Origin of the sequence: Zoogloea sp., assembly GCF_041914405.1 — a bacterium.
Taxonomy (GTDB): domain Bacteria; phylum Pseudomonadota; class Gammaproteobacteria; order Burkholderiales; family Rhodocyclaceae; genus Zoogloea.
Map to the genome: position 1 here is coordinate 15,616 of NZ_JAYSDK010000025.1, position 22,414 is coordinate 38,029.

The 22,414-nt window shown below is 62.9% G+C and carries 25 protein-coding genes; 7 read left to right on the forward strand and 18 right to left on the reverse strand.

The features are described from left to right. Positions 1–13: 13 nt before the first annotated feature. The 5 genes from fliJ to fliF all read right to left on the reverse strand — a co-directional run bounded on the left by fliJ (position 14) and on the right by fliF (position 5,403). Positions 14–463 (reverse strand): flagellar export protein FliJ, encoded by a 450-nt coding sequence (gene fliJ, locus ACE3RX_RS15185; RefSeq protein WP_374485463.1) that lies wholly within the window; start codon positions 461–463, stop codon positions 14–16. A gap of 80 nt (positions 464–543) precedes the next feature. Beyond that, positions 544–1,947, reverse strand: coding sequence for a flagellar protein export ATPase FliI (gene fliI / locus ACE3RX_RS15190; RefSeq protein WP_374485465.1), 1,404 nt, complete (start codon positions 1,945–1,947; stop codon positions 544–546). Further along, entirely contained in the window at positions 1,947–2,696 is a 750-nt protein-coding gene (locus ACE3RX_RS15195; protein WP_374485468.1) for a flagellar assembly protein FliH, read from the reverse strand. The genes fliI and ACE3RX_RS15195 overlap by 1 nt, the downstream gene beginning before the upstream one ends. A 15-nt stretch (positions 2,697–2,711) precedes the next feature. Further along, positions 2,712–3,710 carry a flagellar motor switch protein FliG gene (gene fliG / locus ACE3RX_RS15200; RefSeq protein ID WP_374485470.1) on the reverse strand — a complete coding sequence of 333 codons (999 nt, stop codon included), beginning with the start codon at positions 3,708–3,710 and terminating at the stop codon, positions 2,712–2,714. Further along, positions 3,694–5,403, reverse strand: a complete 1,710-nt coding sequence (fliF, locus tag ACE3RX_RS15205) for a flagellar basal-body MS-ring/collar protein FliF (protein ID WP_374485474.1) — start codon at positions 5,401–5,403, stop codon at positions 3,694–3,696. Before fliF ends, fliG begins: the two co-directional genes overlap by 17 nt. A 153-nt stretch (positions 5,404–5,556) precedes the next feature. Here fliF and ACE3RX_RS15210 point away from each other — a divergent pair, with 153 nt between their 5' ends. From ACE3RX_RS15210 to fliE, 3 genes are all read left to right on the forward strand, one after another. After that, the gene (locus tag ACE3RX_RS15210; protein WP_374485477.1) at positions 5,557–6,660 is read left to right on the forward strand and encodes a PAS domain-containing sensor histidine kinase; all 1,104 of its coding nucleotides are present in this window, start codon (positions 5,557–5,559) and stop codon (positions 6,658–6,660) included. Positions 6,661–6,696: 36 nt separating this feature from the next. After that, positions 6,697–8,094, forward strand: a complete 1,398-nt coding sequence (locus tag ACE3RX_RS15215; protein WP_374485480.1) for a sigma-54-dependent transcriptional regulator — start codon at positions 6,697–6,699, stop codon at positions 8,092–8,094. 63 nt (positions 8,095–8,157) lie between these two features. Then, on the forward strand, positions 8,158–8,478 hold the full coding sequence (gene fliE / locus ACE3RX_RS15220; protein ID WP_374485485.1) for a flagellar hook-basal body complex protein FliE: 321 nt from the start codon (positions 8,158–8,160) through the stop codon (positions 8,476–8,478). A 70-nt stretch (positions 8,479–8,548) separates the two neighbouring features. Here the strand turns inward: fliE and ACE3RX_RS15225 are convergent, their stop codons facing one another. The 10 genes from ACE3RX_RS15225 to clpS all read right to left on the reverse strand — a co-directional run bounded on the left by ACE3RX_RS15225 (position 8,549) and on the right by clpS (position 18,036). Beyond that, complete coding sequence (locus tag ACE3RX_RS15225; protein ID WP_374485488.1) at positions 8,549–9,316, reverse strand: flagellar brake protein; 768 nt, start codon at positions 9,314–9,316, stop codon at positions 8,549–8,551. Between the two features lie 140 nt (positions 9,317–9,456). Then, a complete protein-coding gene (gene phoU / locus ACE3RX_RS15230) occupies positions 9,457–10,155 on the reverse strand; it encodes a phosphate signaling complex protein PhoU (RefSeq protein WP_374485490.1) in 699 nt (232 codons plus the stop codon). 71 nt (positions 10,156–10,226) lie between these two features. After that, positions 10,227–10,889, reverse strand: a complete 663-nt coding sequence (gene rpiA, locus ACE3RX_RS15235; protein ID WP_374485492.1) for a ribose-5-phosphate isomerase RpiA — start codon at positions 10,887–10,889, stop codon at positions 10,227–10,229. 61 nt (positions 10,890–10,950) lie between these two features. Further along, a complete protein-coding gene (locus ACE3RX_RS15240) occupies positions 10,951–11,829 on the reverse strand; it encodes a sulfurtransferase (RefSeq protein WP_374485494.1) in 879 nt (292 codons plus the stop codon). Positions 11,830–11,831: 2 nt separating this feature from the next. Beyond that, on the reverse strand, positions 11,832–12,197 hold the full coding sequence (locus tag ACE3RX_RS15245) for an STAS/SEC14 domain-containing protein (RefSeq protein ID WP_374485496.1): 366 nt from the start codon (positions 12,195–12,197) through the stop codon (positions 11,832–11,834). 62 nt (positions 12,198–12,259) lie between these two features. Further along, a complete protein-coding gene (locus tag ACE3RX_RS15250; protein WP_374485498.1) occupies positions 12,260–13,123 on the reverse strand; it encodes a DMT family transporter in 864 nt (287 codons plus the stop codon). A 144-nt stretch (positions 13,124–13,267) separates the two neighbouring features. Next, positions 13,268–14,581, reverse strand: coding sequence for an isocitrate lyase (gene aceA / locus ACE3RX_RS15255; protein ID WP_374485500.1), 1,314 nt, complete (start codon positions 14,579–14,581; stop codon positions 13,268–13,270). Between the two features lie 308 nt (positions 14,582–14,889). Next, positions 14,890–15,369 carry a ribonuclease E activity regulator RraA gene (gene rraA, locus ACE3RX_RS15260; RefSeq protein WP_374485502.1) on the reverse strand — a complete coding sequence of 160 codons (480 nt, stop codon included), beginning with the start codon at positions 15,367–15,369 and terminating at the stop codon, positions 14,890–14,892. 80 nt (positions 15,370–15,449) lie between these two features. Next, the gene (clpA, locus tag ACE3RX_RS15265) at positions 15,450–17,726 is read right to left on the reverse strand and encodes an ATP-dependent Clp protease ATP-binding subunit ClpA (RefSeq protein ID WP_374485504.1); all 2,277 of its coding nucleotides are present in this window, start codon (positions 17,724–17,726) and stop codon (positions 15,450–15,452) included. A 1-nt stretch (position 17,727) separates the two neighbouring features. After that, positions 17,728–18,036 carry an ATP-dependent Clp protease adapter ClpS gene (gene clpS, locus ACE3RX_RS15270; RefSeq protein ID WP_374485506.1) on the reverse strand — a complete coding sequence of 103 codons (309 nt, stop codon included), beginning with the start codon at positions 18,034–18,036 and terminating at the stop codon, positions 17,728–17,730. Positions 18,037–18,424: 388 nt separating this feature from the next. On the opposite strand from clpS, the gene ACE3RX_RS15275 reads away from it, so the two are divergent. Next, positions 18,425–18,628 carry a cold-shock protein gene (locus ACE3RX_RS15275; RefSeq protein WP_079433360.1) on the forward strand — a complete coding sequence of 68 codons (204 nt, stop codon included), beginning with the start codon at positions 18,425–18,427 and terminating at the stop codon, positions 18,626–18,628. Between the two features lie 381 nt (positions 18,629–19,009). On the opposite strand, the gene rpmG is transcribed toward ACE3RX_RS15275, so the two are convergent. The 3 genes from rpmG to radC form a co-directional block, all read right to left on the reverse strand. Beyond that, a complete protein-coding gene (gene rpmG, locus ACE3RX_RS15280; protein ID WP_015434855.1) occupies positions 19,010–19,177 on the reverse strand; it encodes a 50S ribosomal protein L33 in 168 nt (55 codons plus the stop codon). A 27-nt stretch (positions 19,178–19,204) separates the two neighbouring features. After that, positions 19,205–19,441 carry a 50S ribosomal protein L28 gene (gene rpmB, locus ACE3RX_RS15285; RefSeq protein WP_079433361.1) on the reverse strand — a complete coding sequence of 79 codons (237 nt, stop codon included), beginning with the start codon at positions 19,439–19,441 and terminating at the stop codon, positions 19,205–19,207. A 111-nt stretch (positions 19,442–19,552) separates the two neighbouring features. Beyond that, a complete protein-coding gene (gene radC, locus ACE3RX_RS15290) occupies positions 19,553–20,236 on the reverse strand; it encodes a DNA repair protein RadC (RefSeq protein ID WP_374485509.1) in 684 nt (227 codons plus the stop codon). A gap of 47 nt (positions 20,237–20,283) precedes the next feature. On the opposite strand from radC, the gene coaBC reads away from it, so the two are divergent. Genes coaBC through ACE3RX_RS15305 form a run of 3 tightly spaced genes read left to right on the forward strand, consistent with a single transcriptional unit; the run spans position 20,284 to position 22,389 of the window. Next, positions 20,284–21,474, forward strand: a complete 1,191-nt coding sequence (gene coaBC / locus ACE3RX_RS15295) for a bifunctional phosphopantothenoylcysteine decarboxylase/phosphopantothenate--cysteine ligase CoaBC (protein WP_374485511.1) — start codon at positions 20,284–20,286, stop codon at positions 21,472–21,474. Positions 21,475–21,511: 37 nt separating this feature from the next. Beyond that, on the forward strand, positions 21,512–21,961 hold the full coding sequence (dut, locus tag ACE3RX_RS15300) for a dUTP diphosphatase (RefSeq protein WP_374485513.1): 450 nt from the start codon (positions 21,512–21,514) through the stop codon (positions 21,959–21,961). Continuing rightward, positions 21,961–22,389: an NUDIX domain-containing protein gene (locus ACE3RX_RS15305; protein WP_374485515.1), complete on the forward strand. Its 429-nt coding sequence runs from the start codon at positions 21,961–21,963 to the stop codon at positions 22,387–22,389. The genes dut and ACE3RX_RS15305 overlap by 1 nt, the downstream gene beginning before the upstream one ends. The last annotated feature ends 25 nt before the right edge of the window (positions 22,390–22,414 follow it).

Genomic DNA, 22,414 nt, shown 5'->3' on the forward strand with positions numbered 1-22,414 from the left:
GGCCGGGCGGATCTTAGTCGTCCTGGCCCCGGTCACGGAACTGCTTGGCGGCATGTTCATCGGTGAGCTTCTGTTCCTGCCGGGCTTCCTTGCGGGCCTGCTGGCTCTGGTGGCGCTGGGACAGGGTGTCGAAGGCCTTGACCTTGTTGCGCTGGTCCACCCAGGCTTGCTGCCCCAGTTCGACGCGCCGCCGGGAGTCGTCCACCACTCGCTGCTGGACGGAGATCGCATCGTCGAGTTTGAGGAGGAAGGCACTGTAGTTGCGCCAGGCGTCCGGGCCGATGCCATTGCGTGCGGCCTCCACGAAGCGTGCCTGGTATTCCTTGCGGTAGTCCACCAGCAGGGCGAGTTTCTCCTCGACGGCCCGTTCGCTGGCGATCAGTTCGCCCAGCTTGCGTGCAGCCTCGTCCATCCGGTTGGTGGCCAAGTCCAGCAAGGGCTGAAGCGGGAAAGGCTCGGGCATTTTCAGATGCTTTCTGCGTTATCGGACCGTGGGTCGGAATCTTTACGGGGGCGAAGCATCGCCTCGCGTCCGCCGCCCTGTTACGGCGTTGCGCCGAAGAGTGTGTAGAGCTTCTCGACCGCCGAGTCGTAGGGTTCGCACTCATCGATGCGTTGCTGCAGGAAGGCTTCCAGGCGGGGGTACATGGCCACCGCCTGATCGAGGATCGGGTCTGCGCCGGACTGGTAGGCGCCGACGGCGATCAGGTCGCGGGAGCGCTGGTAGCGGGAGAACAGTTGCTTGAAGCGACGCACGACGTCGAAATGCTGGCTCTTGACCAGGTTGTGCATGGCCCGCGAGATCGATTGCTCGATGTCGATGGCCGGGTAATGGCCCTGGTCGGCAAGGTTGCGCGACAGCACGATGTGACCGTCGAGGATGGCCCGGGCCGAGTCGGCGATCGGATCCTGTTGGTCATCGCCTTCCGCCAGCACCGTGTAGAAGGCGGTGATCGAGCCGCCGCCGTCCGGGCCGTTGCCAGCCCGTTCGACGAGGGCCGGCAGGCGCGCGAAAACCGACGGGGGGTAGCCGCGGGTCACCGGCGGTTCGCCGATCGCCAGTGCGATCTCGCGCTGGGCCATGGCGTAGCGGGTCAGGGAGTCCATGATCAGCAGCACTTGTTTGCCCTGGTCACGGAAGAATTCAGCCACGGCGGTTGCGTAGGAGGCGCCCTGCAGGCGCATCAGTGGGCTGCAGTCGGCTGGGGCGGCAATGACGGCAGAGCGGGCCAGGCCGTCGGCACCGAGGTTGTGCTCGATGAATTCCTTAACTTCTCGGCCCCGCTCGCCGATCAGGCCGACGACGATCACGTCGGCGGCGGTGAAGCGCGCCATCATGCCGATCAGCACCGACTTGCCGACGCCGGAGCCGGCGAACAGGCCCATCCGCTGGCCGCGGCCGACGGTCAGCAGGCCGTTGATGGCGCGGATGCCGACGTCCAGGGACTGGCTGATCGGCGCGCGCTGTAGGGGATTGATCGGGCGGGATTGGAGGGAGCGGGAATGGCGGGTGTTTAGCGGGCCGAGGCCGTCCAGCGGCCGGCCGGCGCCATCGACGACACGGCCGAGGAGTTCGTCGCCCATCGGCAGGTGCTTGGCGCGGTCGGAGGCGCGGCGGCGCGGCTCGATGCGCTCGCCGGCGATCAGAGGGGGCTGGGTCGGCTCGATCGGGAATACCTGGGCGCCCGGCGACAGGCCGAAGACATCGTCGGTCGGCATCAGGAAGATCTTTTCGCCGTTGAAACCGACGACCTCCGCCTCAACCGAACTGCCGCCAGGGATGACGATCCGGCAGCCCGAGCCGAGGGGCAACTTGAGGCCGGAGGCCTCCATGACCAGGCCGTTGATGCGGGTCAGGCGGCCGGCCACCTGATAAGGGGGCGTCGCGCCGATGAGCTTGCGCGCGTCACCCAGGAAGGTACGCCAGGTTTCGGTGCCGTGGTTCATCAGGGCGCCTCCCCCTCCCAGGGGATGTGACGGCCGAGACTGTCCATGATGCGACGCCAGCGGGTCTGCACGGTGGCGTCGATCTGGCTGCCAGCCGCTTCGATGCGCACGCCACCACGGCTGATGCTCACATCTTCGACCAGGCGGTGCCCGGCATGGGCCATGTGCTCGCCGAGGTAGTCCCGTGCCATCGCCATGTCCTCCGGGTTGAGGTGGATCTGGGCATGGGTCTGGGGCATTTGCCCGAGGGCTTCGCGCAGCAGGTCGGTGATCACGTCCGGGTGAGTGGCGATGGCGTGACGCACCATCTGGCGGGCGAGCTCGGTTGCCATCGCGAGGATTTCCTCGGCGACTTCCTTGTCGAGAGAGGTCAGGGACGTTTCCAGTCCTTCGACCATGCTATGGAAATGCATGGCTTCCAAGCGCCCGCGGGCGGTGCCTTCCTCGTAGCCGGCGGCGTAGCCTTCCTTACGCGCCTCTTCGTGGATGCGTTCGATGTCCTCGGCGGTGGGGAGCTGGAAGACGGGGGAGTCGTCCAGGGGTTCGTCCGCGGCCATTTCGAGAGCAGGCTCGGGCTCCGGCGCCAGGTCCATCTCTGGCGGTTCAAGCGGGGCGGCGTCAAGGACCGGCTCCACTTCCGGGGGGGGCGGGGCCGGCTCGGGCGGGGCCGGCGGCGCCTCTGGGGCGTCGAAGGAGGGTGGTGTCCAGCGCCGGTAGATGCCGACGGCCTGGTGGCGGTCCATGCTCATGAGCGGACCCCGGGATTATACGAAGGCATCGTCGCCTCCACCGCTGGACAGCGCGATCTGGCCTTCTTCCGCCAGGCGGCGGGCGGTCTTGAGGATTTCCTTCTGCTCGGCCTCGACCTCCGACAGGCGCACCGGCCCGCGGGAATCCAGATCTTCGCGCAGCATTTCGGCGGCCCGCTGGGACATGTTCTTGAAAATCTTTTCGCGCAGTTCGGGCGGGGCGCCCTTCAGGGCGACCACCAAGGAGTCGCTCTGGACTTCCCGCAGCAGGGTCTGGATGCCACGGTCGTCCAGATCGAGCAGGTTCTCGAAGACGAACATCTCGTCGAGGATCTTCTGGGCCAGGTCCGGGTCGTACTCGCGCACGTTGTCGAGGATGGCGGTTTCGGCCGCCGAACCGACGAAGTTGAGGATCTCGGCCGCGTGGCGAACGCCGCCCATGGCGGTTTTCTTGACCGTCGCACCGGAGAGCATGCGGGTCAGTGCATCGTTGAGCTCCTTCAGGGCGATCGGCTGGACACCGTCGAGGGTGGCGATCCGCAGCAGTACGTCGTTGCGCAGGCGGTCGGTGAAGTGCTTGAGGATGTCCCCGGCCTGGTCGAACTCAAGGTGCACCAGGATCGTGGCGATGATCTGCGGGTGTTCGTTCTTGATCAGGTCGGCGGCGGTGGCCGCGTCCATCCACTTCAGGCTCTCGATGCCGGCAGTGTCGGAGCCCTGCAGCACGCGGCTGATCAGGTGGGTGGCGCGCTCGTCGCCGAGGGCCTTGGTGAGCATTTCCTTGATGTGCTCGTGGTCGGCCTCGATCGGCGAACCCTTCTCCGCGTAGGAGATCAGCTCGTCGAGGATGCCCTCGACCCGTTCGCGTGGCTGGGCCGGCATGGAGGCCATGGAGGCGCCGAGCTTTTGCACTTCCCGGGGGCCGAGCTGCTTGAGCACTTCGGCCGCTTCGTCGGCACCCAGGGTCAAGAGAAGCAGTGCGCCCTTTTCGAGCCCTTCATCGTTGCTGCTCATTGGCTCCCATCCATTCCTTGATCAGATTCGCCACCATTCGCGGATTTTCCTTGGCGAGGGCCAGTGCCTTGGCGAGTTTCTCGTCGTAGGCGAGGCGTGCGGCCGCCTCCGGCGACAGGGCGACTTGAGCGCCTTCCTCACCTTCCTCGCCTTCCTCACCCTCTTCGCCTTCTTCCCCGGTGCGGGCGGCGGCGCCTTCGTTTTCTTCCTCTTCCTTGACTTCCGGTTGAGGCAGAACCTGTTTCATCAACGGGCGGATGACGCCGAAGGCCACAAAGGCGATCACGCCAGCAATGACCAGGTACTTGGCCAGTTCCTTGAACAGGGCGACGTTGTCCGGATCCTTCCAGAACGGCGTCTCCAGCATGTCCTTGTCGGAAACGACGAAAGCGCTGCTCGCCACGCTGATGGTGTCACCCCGGTCCTTGCTGTAGCCAACGGCTTCGCGCACCAGGTTCTCGATCCGCTGGCGCTCTTCTTCCGGGATCGGTACTGACTTAACGTTGCCGTTCTTGTCCTTTTCTTCCTTGTTGTTGACCACCACCGCCACCGACAGGCGCTTGATCTGGCCCATCGCCTTGCGCGTGTGCTGGATGGTCTTGTCCACTTCATAGTTGATCGTGGCGCTCTTGGTGGAAGTAAGTGGAGCCTGGCCGCTGGCCGTGGTTGGCGGCACCGCCGGGGTGGTGACCGGCGCGGTGGCAGGAACCGGCGGCTGGTTGGTCAGCGCCCCCGGCACACCCTGAGGTCCCTGATCACGGGTCTGGCTCTCGTTGCTCTGCTGGCTGCGGATGGCCTGTTCCGGCGATGGGTTGGGGCGATAGGTCTCGGCGGTCTGCTCGGTCTGGTTGAAGTCCACGTCGGCGGACACCTGGGCCCGGAAGTTGCCCTTGCCGTACAGCGGGGTGAGGATCGAGTTCACCCGCTCGATGTAGCCTTCCTCGAGCTCGTGGGTGTACTTGAGCTGGCTGGCGTCGAGATTGCCGCGCAAGGGATCGGGCTTCTTGGTGAGCAGGTTGCCGTCCTGGTCGATGACGCTGACGTTGTCGTTGGTCAGGTTGGGTACGCTGGAGGCGATCAGGTGCACGATGCCGGCGATCTGGGATGGATCGAGGGCACGGCCGGTGTGCAGGTTGACCATCACCGAGGCGGTGGGCTTCTGCTCGTCGCGCAGGAAGGCGGTCTGCTTCGGGATCGCGAGGTGCACGCGGGCACCGGCGACGCTGGCGATGGACGAGATGGTGCGCGACAGCTCCCCTTCGAGGGCGCGCTGGTAATTGATCTGCTCGTGGAACTGGGACAGCCCCAGCTTCTGGTTCTCCATCAGCTCGAAGCCCACCAGGCCGCCCTTGGGGATGCCCTGGGCGGCGAGGCGCAGGCGCAGGTCATGGACCTGGGTGGCCGGGACGAGGATGGCGTTGCCGTTGTCGGAGAACTTGTAAGGGATGTTTTGTTGCTGGAGGCTGGTCACGACGGCGCCGCCGTCCTTTTCGGCCAGGTTGGAGAACAGCACGGAATACTCCGGCTGCCGGCTCCACAGCAGCACGCCGACGATCAACGCAATGCCGAACGCCAGCGCGGCGCCGGCGGCGATCTTCTGGCGCTGGGACAGATTGCGGATGTTTTCCAGTACCTGGGCCAGCGGCGAAGCGGGCGGCGGAACGGGAGCAGCGGCGGCGTCTTCTGCTGCCATGGACACACTTCCTCTTATCGGATGCTCGCATTGTCCTTCAGCTAGCCCGTTTCAAGGCGGCGATAAGCGGCGTTTTTTGCCGCTTATTTGCCGCCTTGTCGTACGCTGGGCAGGCCTAAGCTGCGAGGCGGTGAATAACGTCCCGGATTACCCATGACCTTGCCTGCCACCGATGACCGTCTCGACGCCCGTCAGCTGGCCGAAGCCTTTCGCCAGTTCAGCGAGGCCTCGGAGGCGCTGACCGGTGCCTATGCCGGCCTGCAGACCCAGGTCGGCCAACTGACCGAGCGCCTGAGCGTGCTGATGGGCGCGTTGCCGGCCGGGGTTGTGGTCCTCGACCGGGAAGGGCGGGTCATGCAGGCCAACCGGGCAGTCAAGGCGATGTTTGCGACCTCGCTGGCCGGCGTGCCCTGGGAGGCGTTCTGTGCGACTCACCTGCAGGCCACCGAGACGCCGGGCGAGTGGCAGCTGGTCAGCGGTGGCGACACCCTGCGGGTCACCCGTGTTGATGCACCGCTGGAGTCCGGCGACGGCCACATTGTGCTGCTGACCGACGTGACCGAGGCCCATCGCATGCGCTTGACGGCTGAACGCCAGGAACGCCTGGCTGCGATGGGTGAGATGGTTGCCGGGTTGGCCCACCAGCTGCGCACGCCGCTGTCCGCTGCCTTGCTTTACACGGCGACCTTGGTCCAGCAGGAGATGGGGCCGGCCGACCGGGAACGGATCGGCAACCGGGCCATCGAGCGTCTGCGGCATCTGGAAAAGCTGATCCGCGACATGCTGCTGTTTGCGCGCGGTGAGGCGCTGGGACGCGAGCCCTTCGCCATCTGCGAACTGGTGGCCGAGTTGGCGCAGACGCTGGAGCCGGTGGCCCGTGCCAAAGGGCTGGCTTTTGAGCCGGACTGTAACTGTGGCGTATCGCAGGTGGTGGGTGACCGCAAGGCCATCACAGGGGCGCTGACTAATCTGCTGGAGAACGCCGTGCAGGCTACCGATGCTGGCGGCAGCATCCGTTTCGACGCGGCACTCGACGATGGGCTGGTGCGCTTCAGCGTGACCGATACCGGCAAGGGCATCGATCCGGCCCTTCAGTCGAGGCTTTTTGAGCCGTTTTTTACAACGCGACCCGATGGTACGGGATTGGGTCTGGCGATCGCACGGGGGGTGGCCCGTGCCCATGGCGGGGACATCGGCATCCAGTCCGAGCCCGGCCGTGGCACCACCTTCACCCTGACCCTCGCCACGGGCGGCTGACGCCCTGTTGCACCCCCAGTTTTTGAGAGAAGTCCGATGCCCGATACGCTGAACATCCTGGTTGTCGAAGATGATGCGCCTCTGCGCGACGCGGTATGCTTGACGCTGGAAGTGGCCGGTCACAACGTCACCGGTGTGGGTGACGGGCCGGCGGCGATGGTCGAGGTGGAGCGGCAGGCCTTCAACCTGGTCTTGTCAGACCTGAAAATGCAGCCGATGGATGGCCTGCAGCTGCTTGCCGAGTTGCGCCAGCGCGTCCCGCAGTTGCCTGTGTTGCTGATGACGGCTTTTGGTGACGTGGAGAAGGCCGTCGACGCGATGCGCGGCGGTGCTTGCGATTTCCTGATGAAGCCCTTCGAGCCGAAGGTTTTGCTGGAGCATGTGCAGCGCTATGCGCGCACGCCCCAGGAAGAGGGGATGGTGGCGGCCGACCCGCACACCCGCAATCTCCTCGCGCTGGCCGACAAGGTGGCAGAAACCGATGCAACGGTCTTGCTGAACGGTGAGTCCGGAACCGGCAAGGAGGTCTTCGCCCGTTACCTCCACGAACACTCGCCGCGTCGCAATGGTCCCTTCGTGGCGATCAATTGCGCAGCCATTCCCGATTCCCTGCTGGAGGCGACCCTGTTTGGCCATGAGAAAGGCGCCTTCACCGGGGCGGCGACCTCCCAGGCCGGCAAGTTCGAGCAGGCAGAGGGCGGTACGCTGTTGCTCGACGAGATATCCGAGATGCCCCTTGGCTTGCAGGCCAAGCTGTTGCGGGTGCTGCAGGAGCGGGAAGTGGAGCGGGTTGGTGGCAAGAAGGCGATCCCCCTCGACATCCGGGTACTGGCCACGACCAACCGGGACATGACCAAGGAAGTGGCAGCGGGGCGCTTCCGGGAAGACCTGTTCTACCGGCTCAACGTTTTTCCGCTGCAGATTCCGTCCCTGCGCGAGCGCCCCGGCGACATCATCCCGCTGGCGCGGCACTTTGCGGCGATGCATGGCGAGCGTCTCAGGCGTACAGCCCGCTTGTCGCCGGAAGCCGAGTCGGTGCTGGTGACCTACCATTGGCCGGGTAATGTGCGGGAACTGGAAAATACCGTGCAGCGGGCTTTGATCCTCAGTGGCGGCGAGGCCGTGTCGGCGGACACCATTCGCTTGTGCCTGCCCCACTGGAACGGCGAGCCCCTGCGCATGGTGCCGCTGGCCCCCGTTGCGCCGGCGGCGTTTGCCGGTGAGGCGGCAAATGGTGCCGCTTTGCCGCCACCGGCAGGCAAGGAAGCATCCCGTCCCGCCAACATGAAGGATCTGGAAAGAGAGCATATCCTGCAGGTGCTCAAGGACGTCGGGGGGTCGCGCAAGCGCGCTGTGGCGCAGCTTGGGATCTCCGAGCGGACTCTGCGTTACAAGCTGCAGCAGTATCGGGAAGAAGGGCTTTTCAGCGACTGAGACCGATGCCTGCCGCTTGGCACGTGCTTTGCTCTGCTATAGTGGAGAAAAAGGAGCCGAACCATGGATACCCGCGGAATCGATCAGATGTTGTCGGAGCTGCGCGCCACTTCCCAAGTGGCGTCGGGGAAGCCTGCCCAGGCGCCGAGTGCCGCTGGTGAAACGGATTTCGGTCAGGTTCTACAGAGCGCAATCGACCAGGTGAGTTCTGCCCAGATGCAAGCCCAGGAAATGGCCAAGGGGTTTTCCTCGGGGGACCCGAATGTCAATCTGCAGGACGTCATGGTCAATCTGCAAAAAGCCAACCTGTCCTTCCAGCAGATGGTGCAGGTTCGCAACAAGCTGGTCACGGCCTACCAGGACATCATGAATATGTCAGTGTAGCCTCAGGGTTCCACGGAACGAACAAAAATATAGCCGGCAATGCCGGCTATATTTTTGTTCGTTCATGCCATCAGAAGTGCTGTCGTTCGCGGGCATTGCGCTCGCGTTCAGCCTTCAGGATGTAACGCTGGATGGTAGACGCCATGTTGCTGGCCAGGTTGATGAATTCGCAGCCCGCACGCACGGTGACGCTGCCATCCCGGTTGGTGATGCGGAACACGTTGCGTACGCGCAGGGAGGCTGCGATCGGACCGGTCTCCGGCAGCATCAGGCGACAATCGTGGAACTCCATGTCGGCGGCAAACTGCACGCCATTGGGCGGGATCACGATCGCCAGTCCGCCGCCACTGATGTCGAGCACATTGGCCTCCATCGAGACCACCTTGTCGCCTTCCGCCTCTCCGACCGGAATGAGGCACGACAGACCTTGCTGGCTCGGTGTTGTCAGGCGGAAATACTCGCGTCGTTGCAGGCGCAGCAGGACGTCCGGCAGGGGGACCCGGAAGGCTTCATGCCCCTCGAATGGAAAGCGCTCGATCTGGCGTGCGGCAAACTGAATCTTGACCTTGTCGAGCTGGGTGACGCAGATGAGCTGTTCCGCCGAGGCAACCCGCCGGTTGATGGCTTCGTCGTTCGTCGAGTCCAGGATCAGGTGGCGCTCGTCCGGGGTGATCGCCAGAATGGCCGTCAGGAAGGAGTCGGCGCTGGCGTCGATGAAGGCGCTCACCATTGCACGCTTGTGCAGAAGTCCTCGCAGGTTGTAGAGGATGTCTGTTTTTCCGCGCAGCAGATAGCGGGAATAGTCGTCGGCCTGCAGGAGTTCGAACTTGAGCGGCATGGTGTCGGTGGTTGATCCGCGAGCGGGAAGTGCACGGATTTTAGCAGTCCGTTCCTTGCTCCGAGCGCTTGCGAGCCGCCAAATGGCTCGCGGGCCCGGGCAATGGCGCCCCGGGCCCGCGAAGGATCCTGCGTCAGCGCTTAGCGGGTGGCTTCGCGCTCGATCTCTTCGAGACTGGTGTGGCGGACGTCGCGCCCCTTGACCATGTACACCACATACTCGGCAATGTTCTTGGCGTGGTCGCCAATGCGCTCCACCGACTTGGCGACGAACATCAGTTCGATGGCCTGGGAGATGGTGCGCGGGTCTTCCATCATGTAAGTGATGAGCTGGCGCATGATGCCTTTGAATTCGGCATCCACCTCCTTGTCCTGGCGCACCACCTGGGCTGCGGCGATGGTGTCGAGGCGGGCGTAGGCGTCCAGGGAGGTGCGCAGCATGTCCACTACCGCGTCGGCAATGTGCCCGAGGCGGATCTGCGGCATGAAGGCGGCGCCGCCGGTGTGGAGCTGCTTGGCGGTCTTGGCAATTTTCTTGGCCTCGTCGCCAATGCGCTCCAGGTCGGTGATGGTCTTCTGTACGGTGCTGATCATGCGCAGGTCCACCGCTGTCGGCTGGCGCTTGGCGATGACCTGATTGCAGGCCTCGTCGAGTTCGATTTCCAGGATGTTGACCCGGTTGTCATTCTCGATGACCTGGTCGATCAGCAGCAAATCACCTTCGGCAAGGCCTTCCATTGCCTTCACGATCTGCAGTTCGACCATGCCTCCCATCTGGAGAACCCGGTTGCGGATTCCTTCCAGCTCGGAATCAAACTTCTTGGAGGTGTGCTCGGTCATGGAAAGTCCTGTGGGTGAAGGCAATGAAAACTGCCGAAGGCTAACAGGGAAATATGATTCTTTTGTGTCAGTCAGGCCCGTTCGAAGGTTTGAACGCCTTCGGCGGTGGCCAGGAGCAGGACGTCGGCACCGCGCTTGGCAAAAAGACCGCTGGTTACGACACCGACGATGCCGTCGATGGTGGTCTCGAGGGCGACCGGGTCGCTGATGGCGAGACCATGCACGTCGAGGATCAAGTTGCCGTTATCAGTGACGAAGCCTTCCCGGAGGGCCGGCCGGCCGCCGAGGCGGGTGAGCTCGCGCGCGACCTGGGCGCGGGCCATCGGGATGACCTCAACCGGCAGGGGGAAGCGTCCGAGCTGGGCGACGCGCTTGGTGGCGTCGCAGATGCAGATGAACTTGCCGGCAACGGCAGCGACGATCTTCTCACGGGTCTGGGCGCCGCCACCGCCCTTGATCATGGCGAGGGAGTGGTCGATTTCGTCGGCGCCGTCGATGTAGACCGGCAGGGTGGTGACGTCGTTCAGGTCGAGCAGGCGGATGCCGTGGGCGGCCAGGCGGCGGGCCGAAGCCTCGGAGGAGGGCACGGCGCCAGCGATGCGATCCTTCAGGGCGGCCAGGCCGTCGATGAAGAAGTTGGCCGTCGAGCCCGTGCCGACGCCGACCACCTCGCCTTCGATAACGTAGTCGAGTGCGCGAAGCGCGGCCTGTTGCTTGAGTTCGTCCTGGGTCATGATGTGCAGCCGGGAGGCAAAACCATGATTTTAACCGGGACGAGCCGATCCGGCGTCGTGATCAGGCAGGACCGCTTGCCACCGGCCGTGCCGGATCGGAGCACCATTCGCTCCAGGAGCCGGCGTACAGCTTGGCGCCGTCAAGGCCGACAGCCTCCATGGCGAGTAGGTTGTGACAGGCTGTGACGCCTGAGCCGCATTGGAGCACCACGTTGTGGGCGTCGCCACCCTTGATCAACGCGCCGAACTCCTCCTGGAGTTCAGACAGTTGCTTGAAACAGCCGTCGGCGTTGAGGTTGTCCTTGAAGAAGCGGTTGAGGGCGCCGGGGATGTGCCCGCCGACCGGGTCGAGGGTTTCGTTCTCGCCGCGGAAGCGGTCTGGCGCGCGGGCGTCGATCAGCAGCATTTCCGGGCTGTGCAGGTGGCTGAGCACGTAGTCAGCGTCCACCTTCATGGCGTCCTGCCGCTTCAGGGGGAATGCTTGTGCTTCCCCCACGGCGGGCTGCACGGTGGTGAGTGGGTGGCATCCCCCGGTCCAGGCTTGCAGGCCCCCATTCAGCACGGCGACACGATCATGGCCCAGCCAACGCAGCAGCCACCAAAGGCGAGCGGCGAACATACCGCCGACGTCGTCGTAGGCGACGACCTGCGTGTTGCTGGAAACCCCGAGCGCGCCCAGTTTGTCGGCCAGTAGTTGCGGATCGGGCAGCGGATGGCGCCCATTGTGTCCGGTGCAGGGGCCCGACAGATCCTCTTCCAGGTCGAGGAAGAGGGCGTTCGGCAGGTGTCCGTCGGCGTAGGCTTGTCGTCCGAAGGCCGGGTTGCGTAGATCGAAACGGCAATCGAAGATGCGCCATGCAGGCGTAGCCGACTCAGCCAGTTCCTGCGCCGTGATGAGCGTCGTGAAAAGCGGTAGCACGGTGGCGATGTCCCCAGGCATCCTCAGTCGGCGACCGGCGACGGAATGCCGCTGATCCAGGCTTCGGCATCGTCGGCGTCTTCAAAGACGCGTACGTCGGCATTGACGAAGATCTGTGACAGCCAGGCGCTCCAAGTCACCCACTGGTCGTCGGTGACGATCGCAATGCGTGCGAAGTCGTTCGCATGCGCACGGGCAAAGCGGATCTCCTCGAGGGCCATGTCTACTGTGAAGCCGGTCATCTCGCGCAGGTCGAAGAACAGGCTGACCGGGCCTTCGAACTGTACCTTGTAATTGACGAGCTCTTCGAATTCCTTGTAGTCGGCCAGGGTGAATTCGCCAAAGACAGTCACGTTGATGCGGCTGTCCTTGTTGTCGGTGGTGATCATCGCCTGCTTCCTTTCTGGGCTGACTAGTATGGTGGCAGTGTAGCGCCGGACGGCGCCCCGCTTCAATCGGCCTCAAGCGCGGGGTTGGGTTTGCGGGAGGCCAGTGAGACCAGGACGCCGCTGGAAATAATGATGACGATGGCCAGTACCGACGTCCACGGCAGGTGCTCCTGCCAGAGCAGCACGCCAAACAGGCTGGAAAAGACTACCGTGCTGTAGGCGAGGTTGGCCGAGACCAGCGTCTTGCCGTAGCGGTAGGCGCGGGTCATTGCGAGTTGGGCGCAGCCGCCGAAGCCGCCCACGCCGAGCAGGATGGCCGCACCTTCGAGCGAGATGGAATGCAGTCCTCCGGCAAGCAGCGCCCAGGTCAGGCCGAAGAGGCTGGTGATCAGCGAGAACCACAACACCGTGCGGGCCTCCGGCTCTCCGGCCCGCCCCAGTTCGCGGACGTTGACATAGGCCAGGCTGGCGATCAGACCGGCCCCCAGGCCGCCCAGCGCCCCGGGCCACTGGCTGGGTTGCAGGGTCGGCTTGAGCAGCAGGACCACGCCTAGAAAACCCAGGCTGACAGCGCCGAACAGCGCGGGGCTGATGCGCTCCTTGAACCACAGGGCAAGTAACAGGGCGACGAACAGTGGCGAGGTATAGTTGAGAGTGACGGCCGTCGCGAGGGGCAGGATGCCGAGTGAGAAGAAGTAGCACATCAACGCGATGGTGCCCGACAGCCCGCGCGACAACTGCAGGCGCCAGTGCGAGGTAGCGTAGGACGTGCCTTGCAGGCGCAACAGGACAATCATCATCAGCAGGCCCACGAGCCCCCGGTAGAAGACCAGTTCGCCGGTGGAAAACAGTGCGGAGCCGAGTTTGACGCACACCCCCATGCACGCGAACAGCAGGCTGGCAACGATCATCCAGAGGGATTGCATGGGGAACTTCGGTGGAAGGAAACCTCGGCATTTTACTGAATGAACGTGCTCCGGCCCGGCGCCAACGTGAAAAACCCCCGGGGCGTGAGCCCGCGGGGGTTTTCAACCAAGCGTGCCGGCGAGGGATGCCGGCAACCGGATTTCTTAGTGGAACTGTTCTTCTTCGGTGGAGCCTGTCAGGGCCTTCACGGAGGAGGAGCCGCCCTGGATCACGGTGGTCACGTCGTCGAAGTAACCGGTACCCACTTCTTGCTGGTGGGACACGAAGGTGTAGCCCTGTTCGCGAGCAGCGAATTCCGGCTCCTGAACCATTTCAACGTAGTGCTTCATGCCTTCGCCGCGAGCGTAAGCGTGGGCGAACTTGAAGGTGTTGTACCAGTTGACGTGGATACCAGCCAGGGTGATGAACTGGTACTTGTAGCCCAGCGCGGACAGCTCTTCCTGGAAGGAGGCGATCTGCGAGTCGTTGAGGTTCTTCTTCCAGTTGAAGGACGGCGAGCAGTTGTAGGACAGCAGCTTGCCCGGGCAGGCGGCCAGCACGGCTTGGGCGAATTCGCGGGCGAAGCCGATGTCGGGCACGCCGGTTTCACACCAGACCAGATCAGCGTACGGAGCGTAAGCCACGCCGCGGGAGATGGACTGCTCCAGACCGTTCTTGACGCGGAAGAAACCTTCCTGGGTGCGCTCGCCGGTCAGGAACGGCTTGTCGTTCTCGTCGTAGTCGGAGGTGATCAGGTTGGCAGCTTCGGCATCGGTACGGGCCAGGATCAGGGTCGGAACGCCCATGACGTCAGCGGCGAAACGAGCGGAGATCAGCTTTTCGATGGCTTCGCGGGTCGGGACGAGCACCTTGCCACCCATGTGGCCGCACTTCTTGGCAGCAGCCAGCTGGTCTTCGAAGTGAACACCGGCAGCACCGGCGGCGATCATGTTCTTCATCAGTTCGAAGGCGTTCAGCACGCCGCCGAAACCGGCTTCAGCGTCGGCAACGATCGGCAGGAAGTAGTCGATGAAGTCCTTGTCGCCCGGGTTGATGCCACGCGACCACTGGATTTCGTCAGCGCGCTTGAAGGTGTTGTTGATGCGGCGAACCATGGTCGGCACGGAGTCGTAGGCGTACAGCGACTGGTCCGGGTACATGGTTTCGGAGGTGTTGCCGTCGGCAGCAACTTGCCAGCCGGACAGATACACGGCTTCCAGGCCAGCCTTGGCCTGTTGCATGGCTTGACCGGCGGTGATGGCGCCGAAAGCATTGACGTAGCCCTTCTTTGCGCCGCCGTTCACCTTATCCCACAGGACCTTGGCGCCGCGCTGGGCCAGGGTGTACTCAGGCTGCAGGCTGCCACGCAGGCGCACGACGTCAGCGGCGGAGTAACCACGCTTGACGCCCTTCCAGCGGGGGTTTTCGGCCCAGTCTTTTTCCAGAGCGGCGATTTGCTGTTCGCGAGTCAGAGACATACGTAATCCTTTTCTAACCAAGTGGGGAGGGGAAGCCGGGGTGCGGAAGTCTGCTCTTGCGGGCTGTGCTTCGCGCTCACTCCTGAGCCGCTTGATCCTGCTGCCGTAGGCTTTGGAGCGCTTCGGAAACGTCGATCAGTGAGTGAAAGTATAGGCATGATCGTGCATGGCAGCAATAGGTCTTATATAAGATATAAGAAATAAATTTATTCAAAAAAACAGGGGCTTGTGCCCCGTTTTTTGTATGGTGAAACGGTGTCGGCGATTGTGAAATGAAGCCTCGCTGCGCTGCGGTCCCTTCTACGGGTTTACAGCAATGGGGTTTCCGACAGGATCACCCCGTCCTCGTCAGCGTATAACCACTGTCCGGGAACGAAGGTTACGCCGCCGAAAGTGACGGGAATGTCCACGTCGCCGGCACCCTTCTTGACGCTCTTCATCGGGTGGGTGGCCAGTGCGAAAACGCCGATGTCCATTCCGGCGATCGGGCCCGAGTCACGAATGCAGCCATACATGATTACGCCGGCCCAGCCGTTCTTGACGCCCAGCAGGGCGAGCTGATCGCCCAGCATCGCACAGCGCAGGGAGCCGCCGGCGTCCACGACCAGCACGTTGCCGTTACCCGGAGTGTCGAGTGTCGAGCGCACGAGGGCGTTGTCCTCGAAGACCTTCAGGGTGCGGATCGGGCCGGCGAAACGGGTTTTGCCGCCAAAGCTGCGGAACATTGGGGCGACTGCGCGGACCTTGCCTTCGTTGGCGTCGCAGAGATCGGTGGTCTGGAATTCCATGTTGACTCCATCAGAGCGGTGAAATGAAAACGGGCGGCCTCTCAGCCGCCCGTCAAAGGTGCAAAGCTCAGTTGGAAAAACTATACCGTAGCTTCCGCCATTTCCTCGAACACGAGTTTCACCTTGCCATCTGCGTCCAGGTCGATGGTGACCGTGCCGCCGTTGGCCAGACGGCCGAACAGCAGCTCGTCGGCCAGTGCCGAGCGGATGGTGTCCTGAATCAGGCGGGCCATCGGGCGGGCGCCCATCAGTGGATCGAAACCCTTCTCGCCGAGCCAGTCGCGCAGCTTGTCGGTAAAGTGGGCTTCGACCTTCTTCTCGTGCAGCTGAGCTTCCAGCTGCATCAGGAACTTCTCGACCACGCGGGTGATGATGTCGTGGTCCAGGTTCTTGAAGGAGATGATCGCGTCAAGGCGGTTGCGGAACTCCGGCGTGAACAGGCGCTTGATGTCGGACATCTCGTCACCCTGCTCGCGCTTCGCAGAGAAGCCGATGACTGCCTTTTGCATGGTTTCTGCGCCGGCATTGGTGGTCATGATGATGATGGTGTTGCGGAAGTCCGCCTGGCGCCCGTTGTTGTCGGTCAGGGTGCCGTGGTCCATCACCTGCAGCAGGATGTTGTAGATGTCCGGGTGGGCCTTTTCGATCTCGTCGAGAAGCAGCACGCAATGCGGCTTCTTGGTGACCTGCTCGGTAAGCAGGCCGCCCTGGTCGAAGCCGACGTAGCCCGGCGGGGCGCCGATCAGGCGGGACACCGCATGGCGCTCCATATACTCGGACATGTCGAAGCGCACCAGCTCGATGCCCAGCGTGTAGGCGAGCTGGCGGGCGACTTCGGTCTTGCCGACGCCAGTCGGGCCGCTGAACAGGAAGGACCCGATCGGCTTTTGCGGATTGCCGAGGCCTGAACGGGACATCTTGATGGCCTTGCCGAGAGCCTCGATGGCTGCATCCTGGCCGAACACGACGTTCTTCAGGTCCCGTTCGAGCGTCTTCAGTGAGGCGCGGTCGTCGTTGGAGACGCTGCGTGGCGGGATACGGGCGATCTTGGCGACGATCTCCTCGATCTCGGCCTTGCCGATGAGTTTCTTTTGGCGCGACTTTGGCAGGATGCGCTGGGCGGCACCGGCTTCGTCGATGACGTCGATGGCTTTGTCGGGCAGGTGACGGTCATTGATGTAGCGTGCCGACAGCTCTGCCGCACTGGACAGCGCCGAGGCGGAGTACTTGATGCCGTGGTGCTGCTCGAAGCGCGACTTGAGGCCCTTGAGGATCTCGACGGTTTCCGGCACCGATGGCTCGACGACGTCCACCTTCTGGAAGCGCCGCGACAGCGCATGATCCTTTTCGAAGATCTGGCGGAACTCGGTGTAGGTGGTGGCACCGATGCACTTGAGTTGCCCGGACGAGAGGGCCGGCTTCAGCAGGTTCGATGCATCTAGGGTGCCACCCGAAGCCGCGCCGGCGCCGATCAGCGTATGGATCTCGTCGATGAAGAGGATCGCATTCGGGTGTTCGACCAGTTGCTTCAATACAGCCTTCAGGCGCTGCTCGAAATCGCCGCGGTACTTGGTGCCGGCAAGCAGGGCGCCCATGTCTAGGGCGTAGACCTGGGCGTCGGCCAGGATGTCCGGGATGCGCCCTTCGACGATGCGGCGTGCGAGGCCTTCGGCGATCGCGGTCTTACCGACACCGGCTTCTCCGACCAGCAGCGGGTTGTTCTTGCGGCGGCGACACAGGGTCTGGATGACGCGTTCGACTTCCTTCTCGCGGCCGATCAGCGGGTCGATCTTGCCGAGCAAGGCCTGCTGATTGAGGTTCTGCGTGTAGTTGTCGAGGGCGCCGCCGGGGCTTGCGCCTTCCTGTTCCTGCTCGCCCTGTTCGGAGTCACCCGACGGACGCGACGGGTTGGCACCCTGCTGCGGCGTCTTGGTGATGCCATGGGAAATGAAATTCACCACATCCAGGCGGGAGATGTTCTGCCGCTGGAGGAAGTACACGGCGTGGGAGTCCTTCTCGCCGAAGATCGCCACCAGCACGTTGGCGCCGGTGACTTCCTTCTTGCCGGACGACTGCACGTGAAGGATGGCCCGCTGGATGACCCGCTGGAAGCCGAGGGTCGGCTGGGTGTCGATGTCCTCGGTGCCTTCCACTTTCGGCGTGTGCTCATTGACGAAGTTCGTCAGTTCCTTGCGCAGCTCGTCGGTCTTGGCGGCGCAGGCGCGCAGCACCTCAGCAGCGGAAGGGTTGTCGAGGAGCGCAAGCAGGAGGTGCTCCACGGTGATGAACTCATGGCGCTTCTGCCGGGCTTCGACAAAGGCCATGTGCAGACTGACTTCAAGCTCTTGCGCGATCATTTCAGTTTTCCTCCATGACGCAAGCCAAGGGATGCTGGTTCTGGCGTGCGTACGCGATGACCTGCTCGACCTTGGTGGCTGCGATGTCCCGCGGGAAGACTCCGCATACACCAACGCCCTCTCTGTGCACTTTGAGCATGATCCGCGTGGCTTGTTCGCGGTCCATCCCAAAGAATTTCTGAATCACGGTCACCACGAAATCCATCGGGGTGAAATCGTCGTTAAGGAGCATGACTTTGAACAGCGGTGGCGGCTTGACCCGCGTGACCTCTGTATCAAGGACCGACTCTTCCTGCTTTTTGATGACCATGCGAACCATTCTAAACAACCCCGATGATTGTGCAAGAGCCACCCTGCACGCTCATCCAGGGAACCTGGGGCAGCGCATCGGCCGTTTCGTGGTGCGCTGCAAGAGGGAATTAAGTCACGAAAAAAACAGGGTTTTATTCCTGGGTGGGATTAAACGTGACAAATAAGGCCCGCTCGAATGCTGTATTGCAACAACCGTGCCGGTTCATAAATGCGTTGACGACGTCAATCAAGTCACGTAAAAGCAAAACTGTGTTCGCGCCAAGTTTTAGGTGACGGGTTCGCGTCGCGCATATGAATATATGCCTTCGAAAGTTCTTGCTTGTCTTGGCTCGATTGCACGCTGGATGTCCGGAACGTATTACTGAAATCAAGAAGGAATTTGCAATATGGCAACTGGTACTGTTAAGTGGTTCAACGACGCCAAGGGTTTCGGCTTCATTACGCCGGATGACGGTAGCGAAGACTTGTTCGCCCACTTCTCCGCAATCAACATGAACGGCTTCAAGTCGCTGAAAGAGGGGGAGAAGGTCCAATTCGAAGTTACCCAGGGCCCGAAGGGCAAGCAAGCGTCGAACATCCAGCGCGCTTGATGCTCCCGACCTGTTGGAGTTAATCGCTCCGACGTCGTGACCTGGACCGCCGATGCGTGAAAGCGCATCGGCGGTTTCTTTTTTTGTGGCGCCTATTCTGGGGTTTTCGCAGGATGAATTGGCGTATGTCTAATTCGGGTTGAAATAGCCTCTCGTGGATATGCAGTCACCGATGAGTCCTTATTGGTAATTGCATGCTGTCGAGTGGTGCGCCAACGACAGGGTTTCGCACATTTTTGATGCGTATTGTACGAAAGGCGACAGCGGGGTGTGCGGTGGGTAAGGGGTAAGAAAGGGGCGCCGGAAAAACGGCAACAAAAAACCCGCTCAAGAGCGGGTTTTTTGACTGTGCAACAAGCGGTAATCGCGTGCCGGAAGCAATTACTTAAGTTTCACTTCCTTGTACGGCACGTGCTTGCGGGCAACAGGATCGTACTTGTTGAATTCCAGCTTGTTCGGGGTGGTGCGCTTGTTCTTGGACGTGGTGTAGAAGTGCCCGGTGCCAGCAGTGGACTCGAGCTTGATCTTTTCGCGGCCGCCTTTTGCCATTTCGATTTATCTCCTGGTTAAAAAGGCTTAGACCTTTTCGCCGCGAGCGCGCAGCTCGGCGACGACGGCGTCGATGCCCTTCTTGTCAATCGTGCGCAGGGCTGCGTTGGATACGCGCAGGCGCACCCAGCGGTTTTCAGCCTCGCTCCAGAACTTGCGGTTTTGCAGGTTCGGCAGGAAGCGGCGCTTGGTCTTGTTGTTCGCGTGGGAAACGTTGTTGCCCACCATCGGTGCTTTTCCGGTCACTTGGCAAACGCGAGCCATTTGTTGCTCCAAACTGGTTTGATTCGATAAGACCGTCGATTATAGACAACTATGTGTACTCAAATCAATACTTTGGTACCTTCGACGTGTCGATCTGCGCGCTCCGAGTGTTCAGCGTAACGCCAGCCCGCGTTCGGCGAAGGATAGCGGTGGGGCGTTGCCGGCGACGATGAAGTGGTCCAGCACCCGCACGTCGACAAGGGATAGGGCCTGGCTGAGACTGCGGGTCAGGGCCTGGTCGGCCGCGCTGGGCTCGCTGATGCCCGACGGATGATTGTGGGCCAGGATGACTGCAGCGGCATTGCGTTGGAGGACCAGCTTGACGACTTCCCGGGGATAGACCGAAGTCTGTGTGAGCGTGCCGCGGAACAGCTCTTCGCATGCCATCACGCGGTTCTGGGCATCGAGGAGCAGGATCATGAAGACTTCGTGGGGTAGTTGCCCGAGTTTAAGGCGCAGCCAGTCCCGCACAGCTGAGGGCGAATCGAGCACGTCACGTCTGGCCATTTCTTCGCCGAGGGCCCGCCGTGACAACTCAAGGACAGCCTGCAACTGTGCATATTTGGCTGGGCCCATGCCGGGAATGGCCGAGAAGGCGGTGGCGGAGGCGTTGCACAGGGCCGACAGGCCGCCAAAGTGCTTAAGCAGGTCGCGGGCGAGATCGACCGCGCTCTTGCCGCGGATGCCGACGCGCAGGAACAGGGCCAGCAGTTCTGCGTCCGACAGGGCTGCCGCACCGTGCGCCAGCAGGCGCTCTCGCGGGCGTTCGTCGGCCGGCCAATCGGTGATCGCCATGACGTGTACAATCCAATCTTTCGTAGGTGACAGATAATACCATTGGCATGATCGAGCTGAAGGGCAGGAAATTGGTGCTGGGCGTGACCGGCGGCGTGGCAGCGTATAAGGCGGCCGAGCTAGTGCGCTTGCTTGGCAAGGCCGGAGCCGATGTGCATGTCGTATTGACCGAAGGCGGGGCGCGTTTCGTCACCGCGGTGACTTTCCAGGCCTTGTCCGGCAATCCGGTGTGGTCCGACCTGTGGGATCCGCGGATGGATAACAACATGGCCCATATCGACCTGACCCGGGACGCGGATGCCATCCTTGTGGCGCCGGCGACCGCCGATGTCATGGCCAAGTTGGTCCATGGCCTGGCCGATGATCTGTTGACGACTCTTTGTTTGGCCCGGGAGTGCCCGTTGTTGGTGGCGCCGGCAATGAACCGCCAGATGTGGGAGAACCCGGCAACCCGGCGCAATGTCGCGCAATTGGCGGCTGATGGTGTTGCCTTACTGGGGCCCGGCGCCGGCGAACAGGCCTGCGGCGAAGTGGGGCTGGGACGCATGCTGGAGCCGGAAGAGTTGTGCGAGGCGGTAATTGCCTTCTTCCAGCCCAAGCTGCTGGCCGGGCGGCGTATCGTGATGACGGCGGGGCCGACCTTCGAAGCCATTGATCCGGTGCGTGGCATCACCAATTCCAGTTCCGGCAAGATGGCCTATGGACTGGCCAGGGCCTGCGCGCAGGCCGGTGCCGAGGTCACGCTGGTCAGCGGTCCGGTCGCGCTGGCGGTTCCCGCCGGAGTGAAAAGGGTTGGCGTGCGCAGTGCGCTGGAGATGCGCGATGCGGTTTTCGAGGTGCTGCCCGGTGCGGACGTCTTCATTGGCGTCGCGGCAGTGGCGGACTACCGGCCGGCGACGTCGGCCGAGCACAAGATCAAGAAATCCGGCGCGGAGCTGAGTCTCACGCTGACACCGAATCCGGACATCCTCGCCGAAGTGGCGTCGCTGCCCCAGGCTCCGTTCTGCGTAGGCTTCGCGGCGGAGAGCCGGGATCTGGACACCTACGCCGAAGGCAAGCGCAAGGCCAAGAAATTGCCGTTGATCGTCGGCAACCTGGTGCAGGATGGTCTGGGTGGGGACGACAACCAGGTCGTGCTCTTCGACGAACAGGGGCGTCACCCTTTGCCGAAGGCGCCAAAGCCCGAGGTGGCGCGCGCCATCGTGGCCCATCTGGCGGCGCTGCTGCCGGCATCCTGATCTCTTCCGAACCACTGACGACTCGCGAGGCGACGCTATGCACCGTATCGACATCCGTATTCTCGACGAACGCCTGAAGGCACAACCACCGGCTTACGCCACAAGCGGTTCGGCTGGACTCGACCTGCGCGCCTGTCTGGATGCGCCGGTGGTGCTGACACCTGGCCATACCACGCTGATCCCGACGGGCATTGCCATCCACCTGGCCGATCCGGGGCTGGCAGCGATGATCCTGCCGCGCTCTGGCCTGGGGCACAAGCATGGCATCGTATTGGGTAACCTGGTCGGGCTGATTGATTCCGATTATCAGGGCCAGATCTTCGTGTCGGCATGGAACCGCAGCCACGACAGCTTCACGATCCAGCCGATGGAGCGCATCGCGCAATTGGTGATCGTGCCGGTCCTGCAGGTCGCTTTCAACGTGGTGGATAACTTCGAGGAGAGCGACCGCGGCGCGGGTGGTTTCGGCAGCACGGGCAAGCACTGATGCGCCACGCGGGGATTCCGACCGGCGTGCATGTGTTGCTGGAGGACGGCGAGGCTGTGCTGCTGATGCGGCGTGCCGGGACCGGTTTCTTCGACGGTCTTTACAGCCTGCCGGGCGGACACGTGGAGGACGGAGAGTCCGTGCGGGAGACGGCTGTCCGGGAAATGCGCGAGGAGCTTGGCATCGAGCTTGCCGTGGCGGACCTCGAAATCGTCGGCGTGGTGCATCGGCTTTCGGATACGAACCGGATCGATTTTTTTATGCGTGCCCGTCGCTGGTCGGGGACGCCGCACATCGCGGAGCCGGACAAGTGCGATGATCTGCGCTGGTTTGAACGTGGCACCTTGCCGGCCATGACCGTGCCCTATGTGCGAGATGCCCTGCTGGCCGGCGCGGGGCCGTGGATTCGCGAATTCGGTTGGTCGTGACCTTGCTTGCCGGCTCCTGGGGAGT

Coding starts and splice junctions, on each gene's coding strand:
- ACE3RX_RS15245 (WP_374485496.1), bottom strand. CDS start 12,197: ATGATCACCACCGACAACAAGGACAGCCGCATCAACGTGACTGTCTTT.
- fliF (WP_374485474.1), bottom strand. CDS start 5,403: ATGGCAGCAGAAGACGCCGCCGCTGCTCCCGTTCCGCCGCCCGCTTCG.
- rpmB (WP_079433361.1), bottom strand. CDS start 19,441: ATGGCTCGCGTTTGCCAAGTGACCGGAAAAGCACCGATGGTGGGCAAC.
- ACE3RX_RS15215 (WP_374485480.1), top strand. CDS start 6,697: ATGCCCGATACGCTGAACATCCTGGTTGTCGAAGATGATGCGCCTCTG.
- fliJ (WP_374485463.1), bottom strand. CDS start 463: ATGCCCGAGCCTTTCCCGCTTCAGCCCTTGCTGGACTTGGCCACCAAC.
- ACE3RX_RS15195 (WP_374485468.1), bottom strand. CDS start 2,696: ATGAGCATGGACCGCCACCAGGCCGTCGGCATCTACCGGCGCTGGACA.
- clpA (WP_374485504.1), bottom strand. CDS start 17,726: ATGATCGCGCAAGAGCTTGAAGTCAGTCTGCACATGGCCTTTGTCGAA.
- rpmG (WP_015434855.1), bottom strand. CDS start 19,177: ATGGCAAAAGGCGGCCGCGAAAAGATCAAGCTCGAGTCCACTGCTGGC.
- phoU (WP_374485490.1), bottom strand. CDS start 10,155: ATGACCGAGCACACCTCCAAGAAGTTTGATTCCGAGCTGGAAGGAATC.
- fliE (WP_374485485.1), top strand. CDS start 8,158: ATGGATACCCGCGGAATCGATCAGATGTTGTCGGAGCTGCGCGCCACT.
- ACE3RX_RS15240 (WP_374485494.1), bottom strand. CDS start 11,829: ATGCCTGGGGACATCGCCACCGTGCTACCGCTTTTCACGACGCTCATC.
- radC (WP_374485509.1), bottom strand. CDS start 20,236: ATGGCGATCACCGATTGGCCGGCCGACGAACGCCCGCGAGAGCGCCTG.
- aceA (WP_374485500.1), bottom strand. CDS start 14,581: ATGTCTCTGACTCGCGAACAGCAAATCGCCGCTCTGGAAAAAGACTGG.
- ACE3RX_RS15225 (WP_374485488.1), bottom strand. CDS start 9,316: ATGCCGCTCAAGTTCGAACTCCTGCAGGCCGACGACTATTCCCGCTAT.
- ACE3RX_RS15250 (WP_374485498.1), bottom strand. CDS start 13,123: ATGCAATCCCTCTGGATGATCGTTGCCAGCCTGCTGTTCGCGTGCATG.
- rpiA (WP_374485492.1), bottom strand. CDS start 10,889: ATGACCCAGGACGAACTCAAGCAACAGGCCGCGCTTCGCGCACTCGAC.
- coaBC (WP_374485511.1), top strand. CDS start 20,284: ATGATCGAGCTGAAGGGCAGGAAATTGGTGCTGGGCGTGACCGGCGGC.
- fliG (WP_374485470.1), bottom strand. CDS start 3,710: ATGAGCAGCAACGATGAAGGGCTCGAAAAGGGCGCACTGCTTCTCTTG.
- ACE3RX_RS15275 (WP_079433360.1), top strand. CDS start 18,425: ATGGCAACTGGTACTGTTAAGTGGTTCAACGACGCCAAGGGTTTCGGC.
- clpS (WP_374485506.1), bottom strand. CDS start 18,036: ATGGTCATCAAAAAGCAGGAAGAGTCGGTCCTTGATACAGAGGTCACG.
- ACE3RX_RS15210 (WP_374485477.1), top strand. CDS start 5,557: ATGACCTTGCCTGCCACCGATGACCGTCTCGACGCCCGTCAGCTGGCC.
- rraA (WP_374485502.1), bottom strand. CDS start 15,369: ATGGAATTCCAGACCACCGATCTCTGCGACGCCAACGAAGGCAAGGTC.
- fliI (WP_374485465.1), bottom strand. CDS start 1,947: ATGAACCACGGCACCGAAACCTGGCGTACCTTCCTGGGTGACGCGCGC.
- dut (WP_374485513.1), top strand. CDS start 21,512: ATGCACCGTATCGACATCCGTATTCTCGACGAACGCCTGAAGGCACAA.
- ACE3RX_RS15305 (WP_374485515.1), top strand. CDS start 21,961: ATGCGCCACGCGGGGATTCCGACCGGCGTGCATGTGTTGCTGGAGGAC.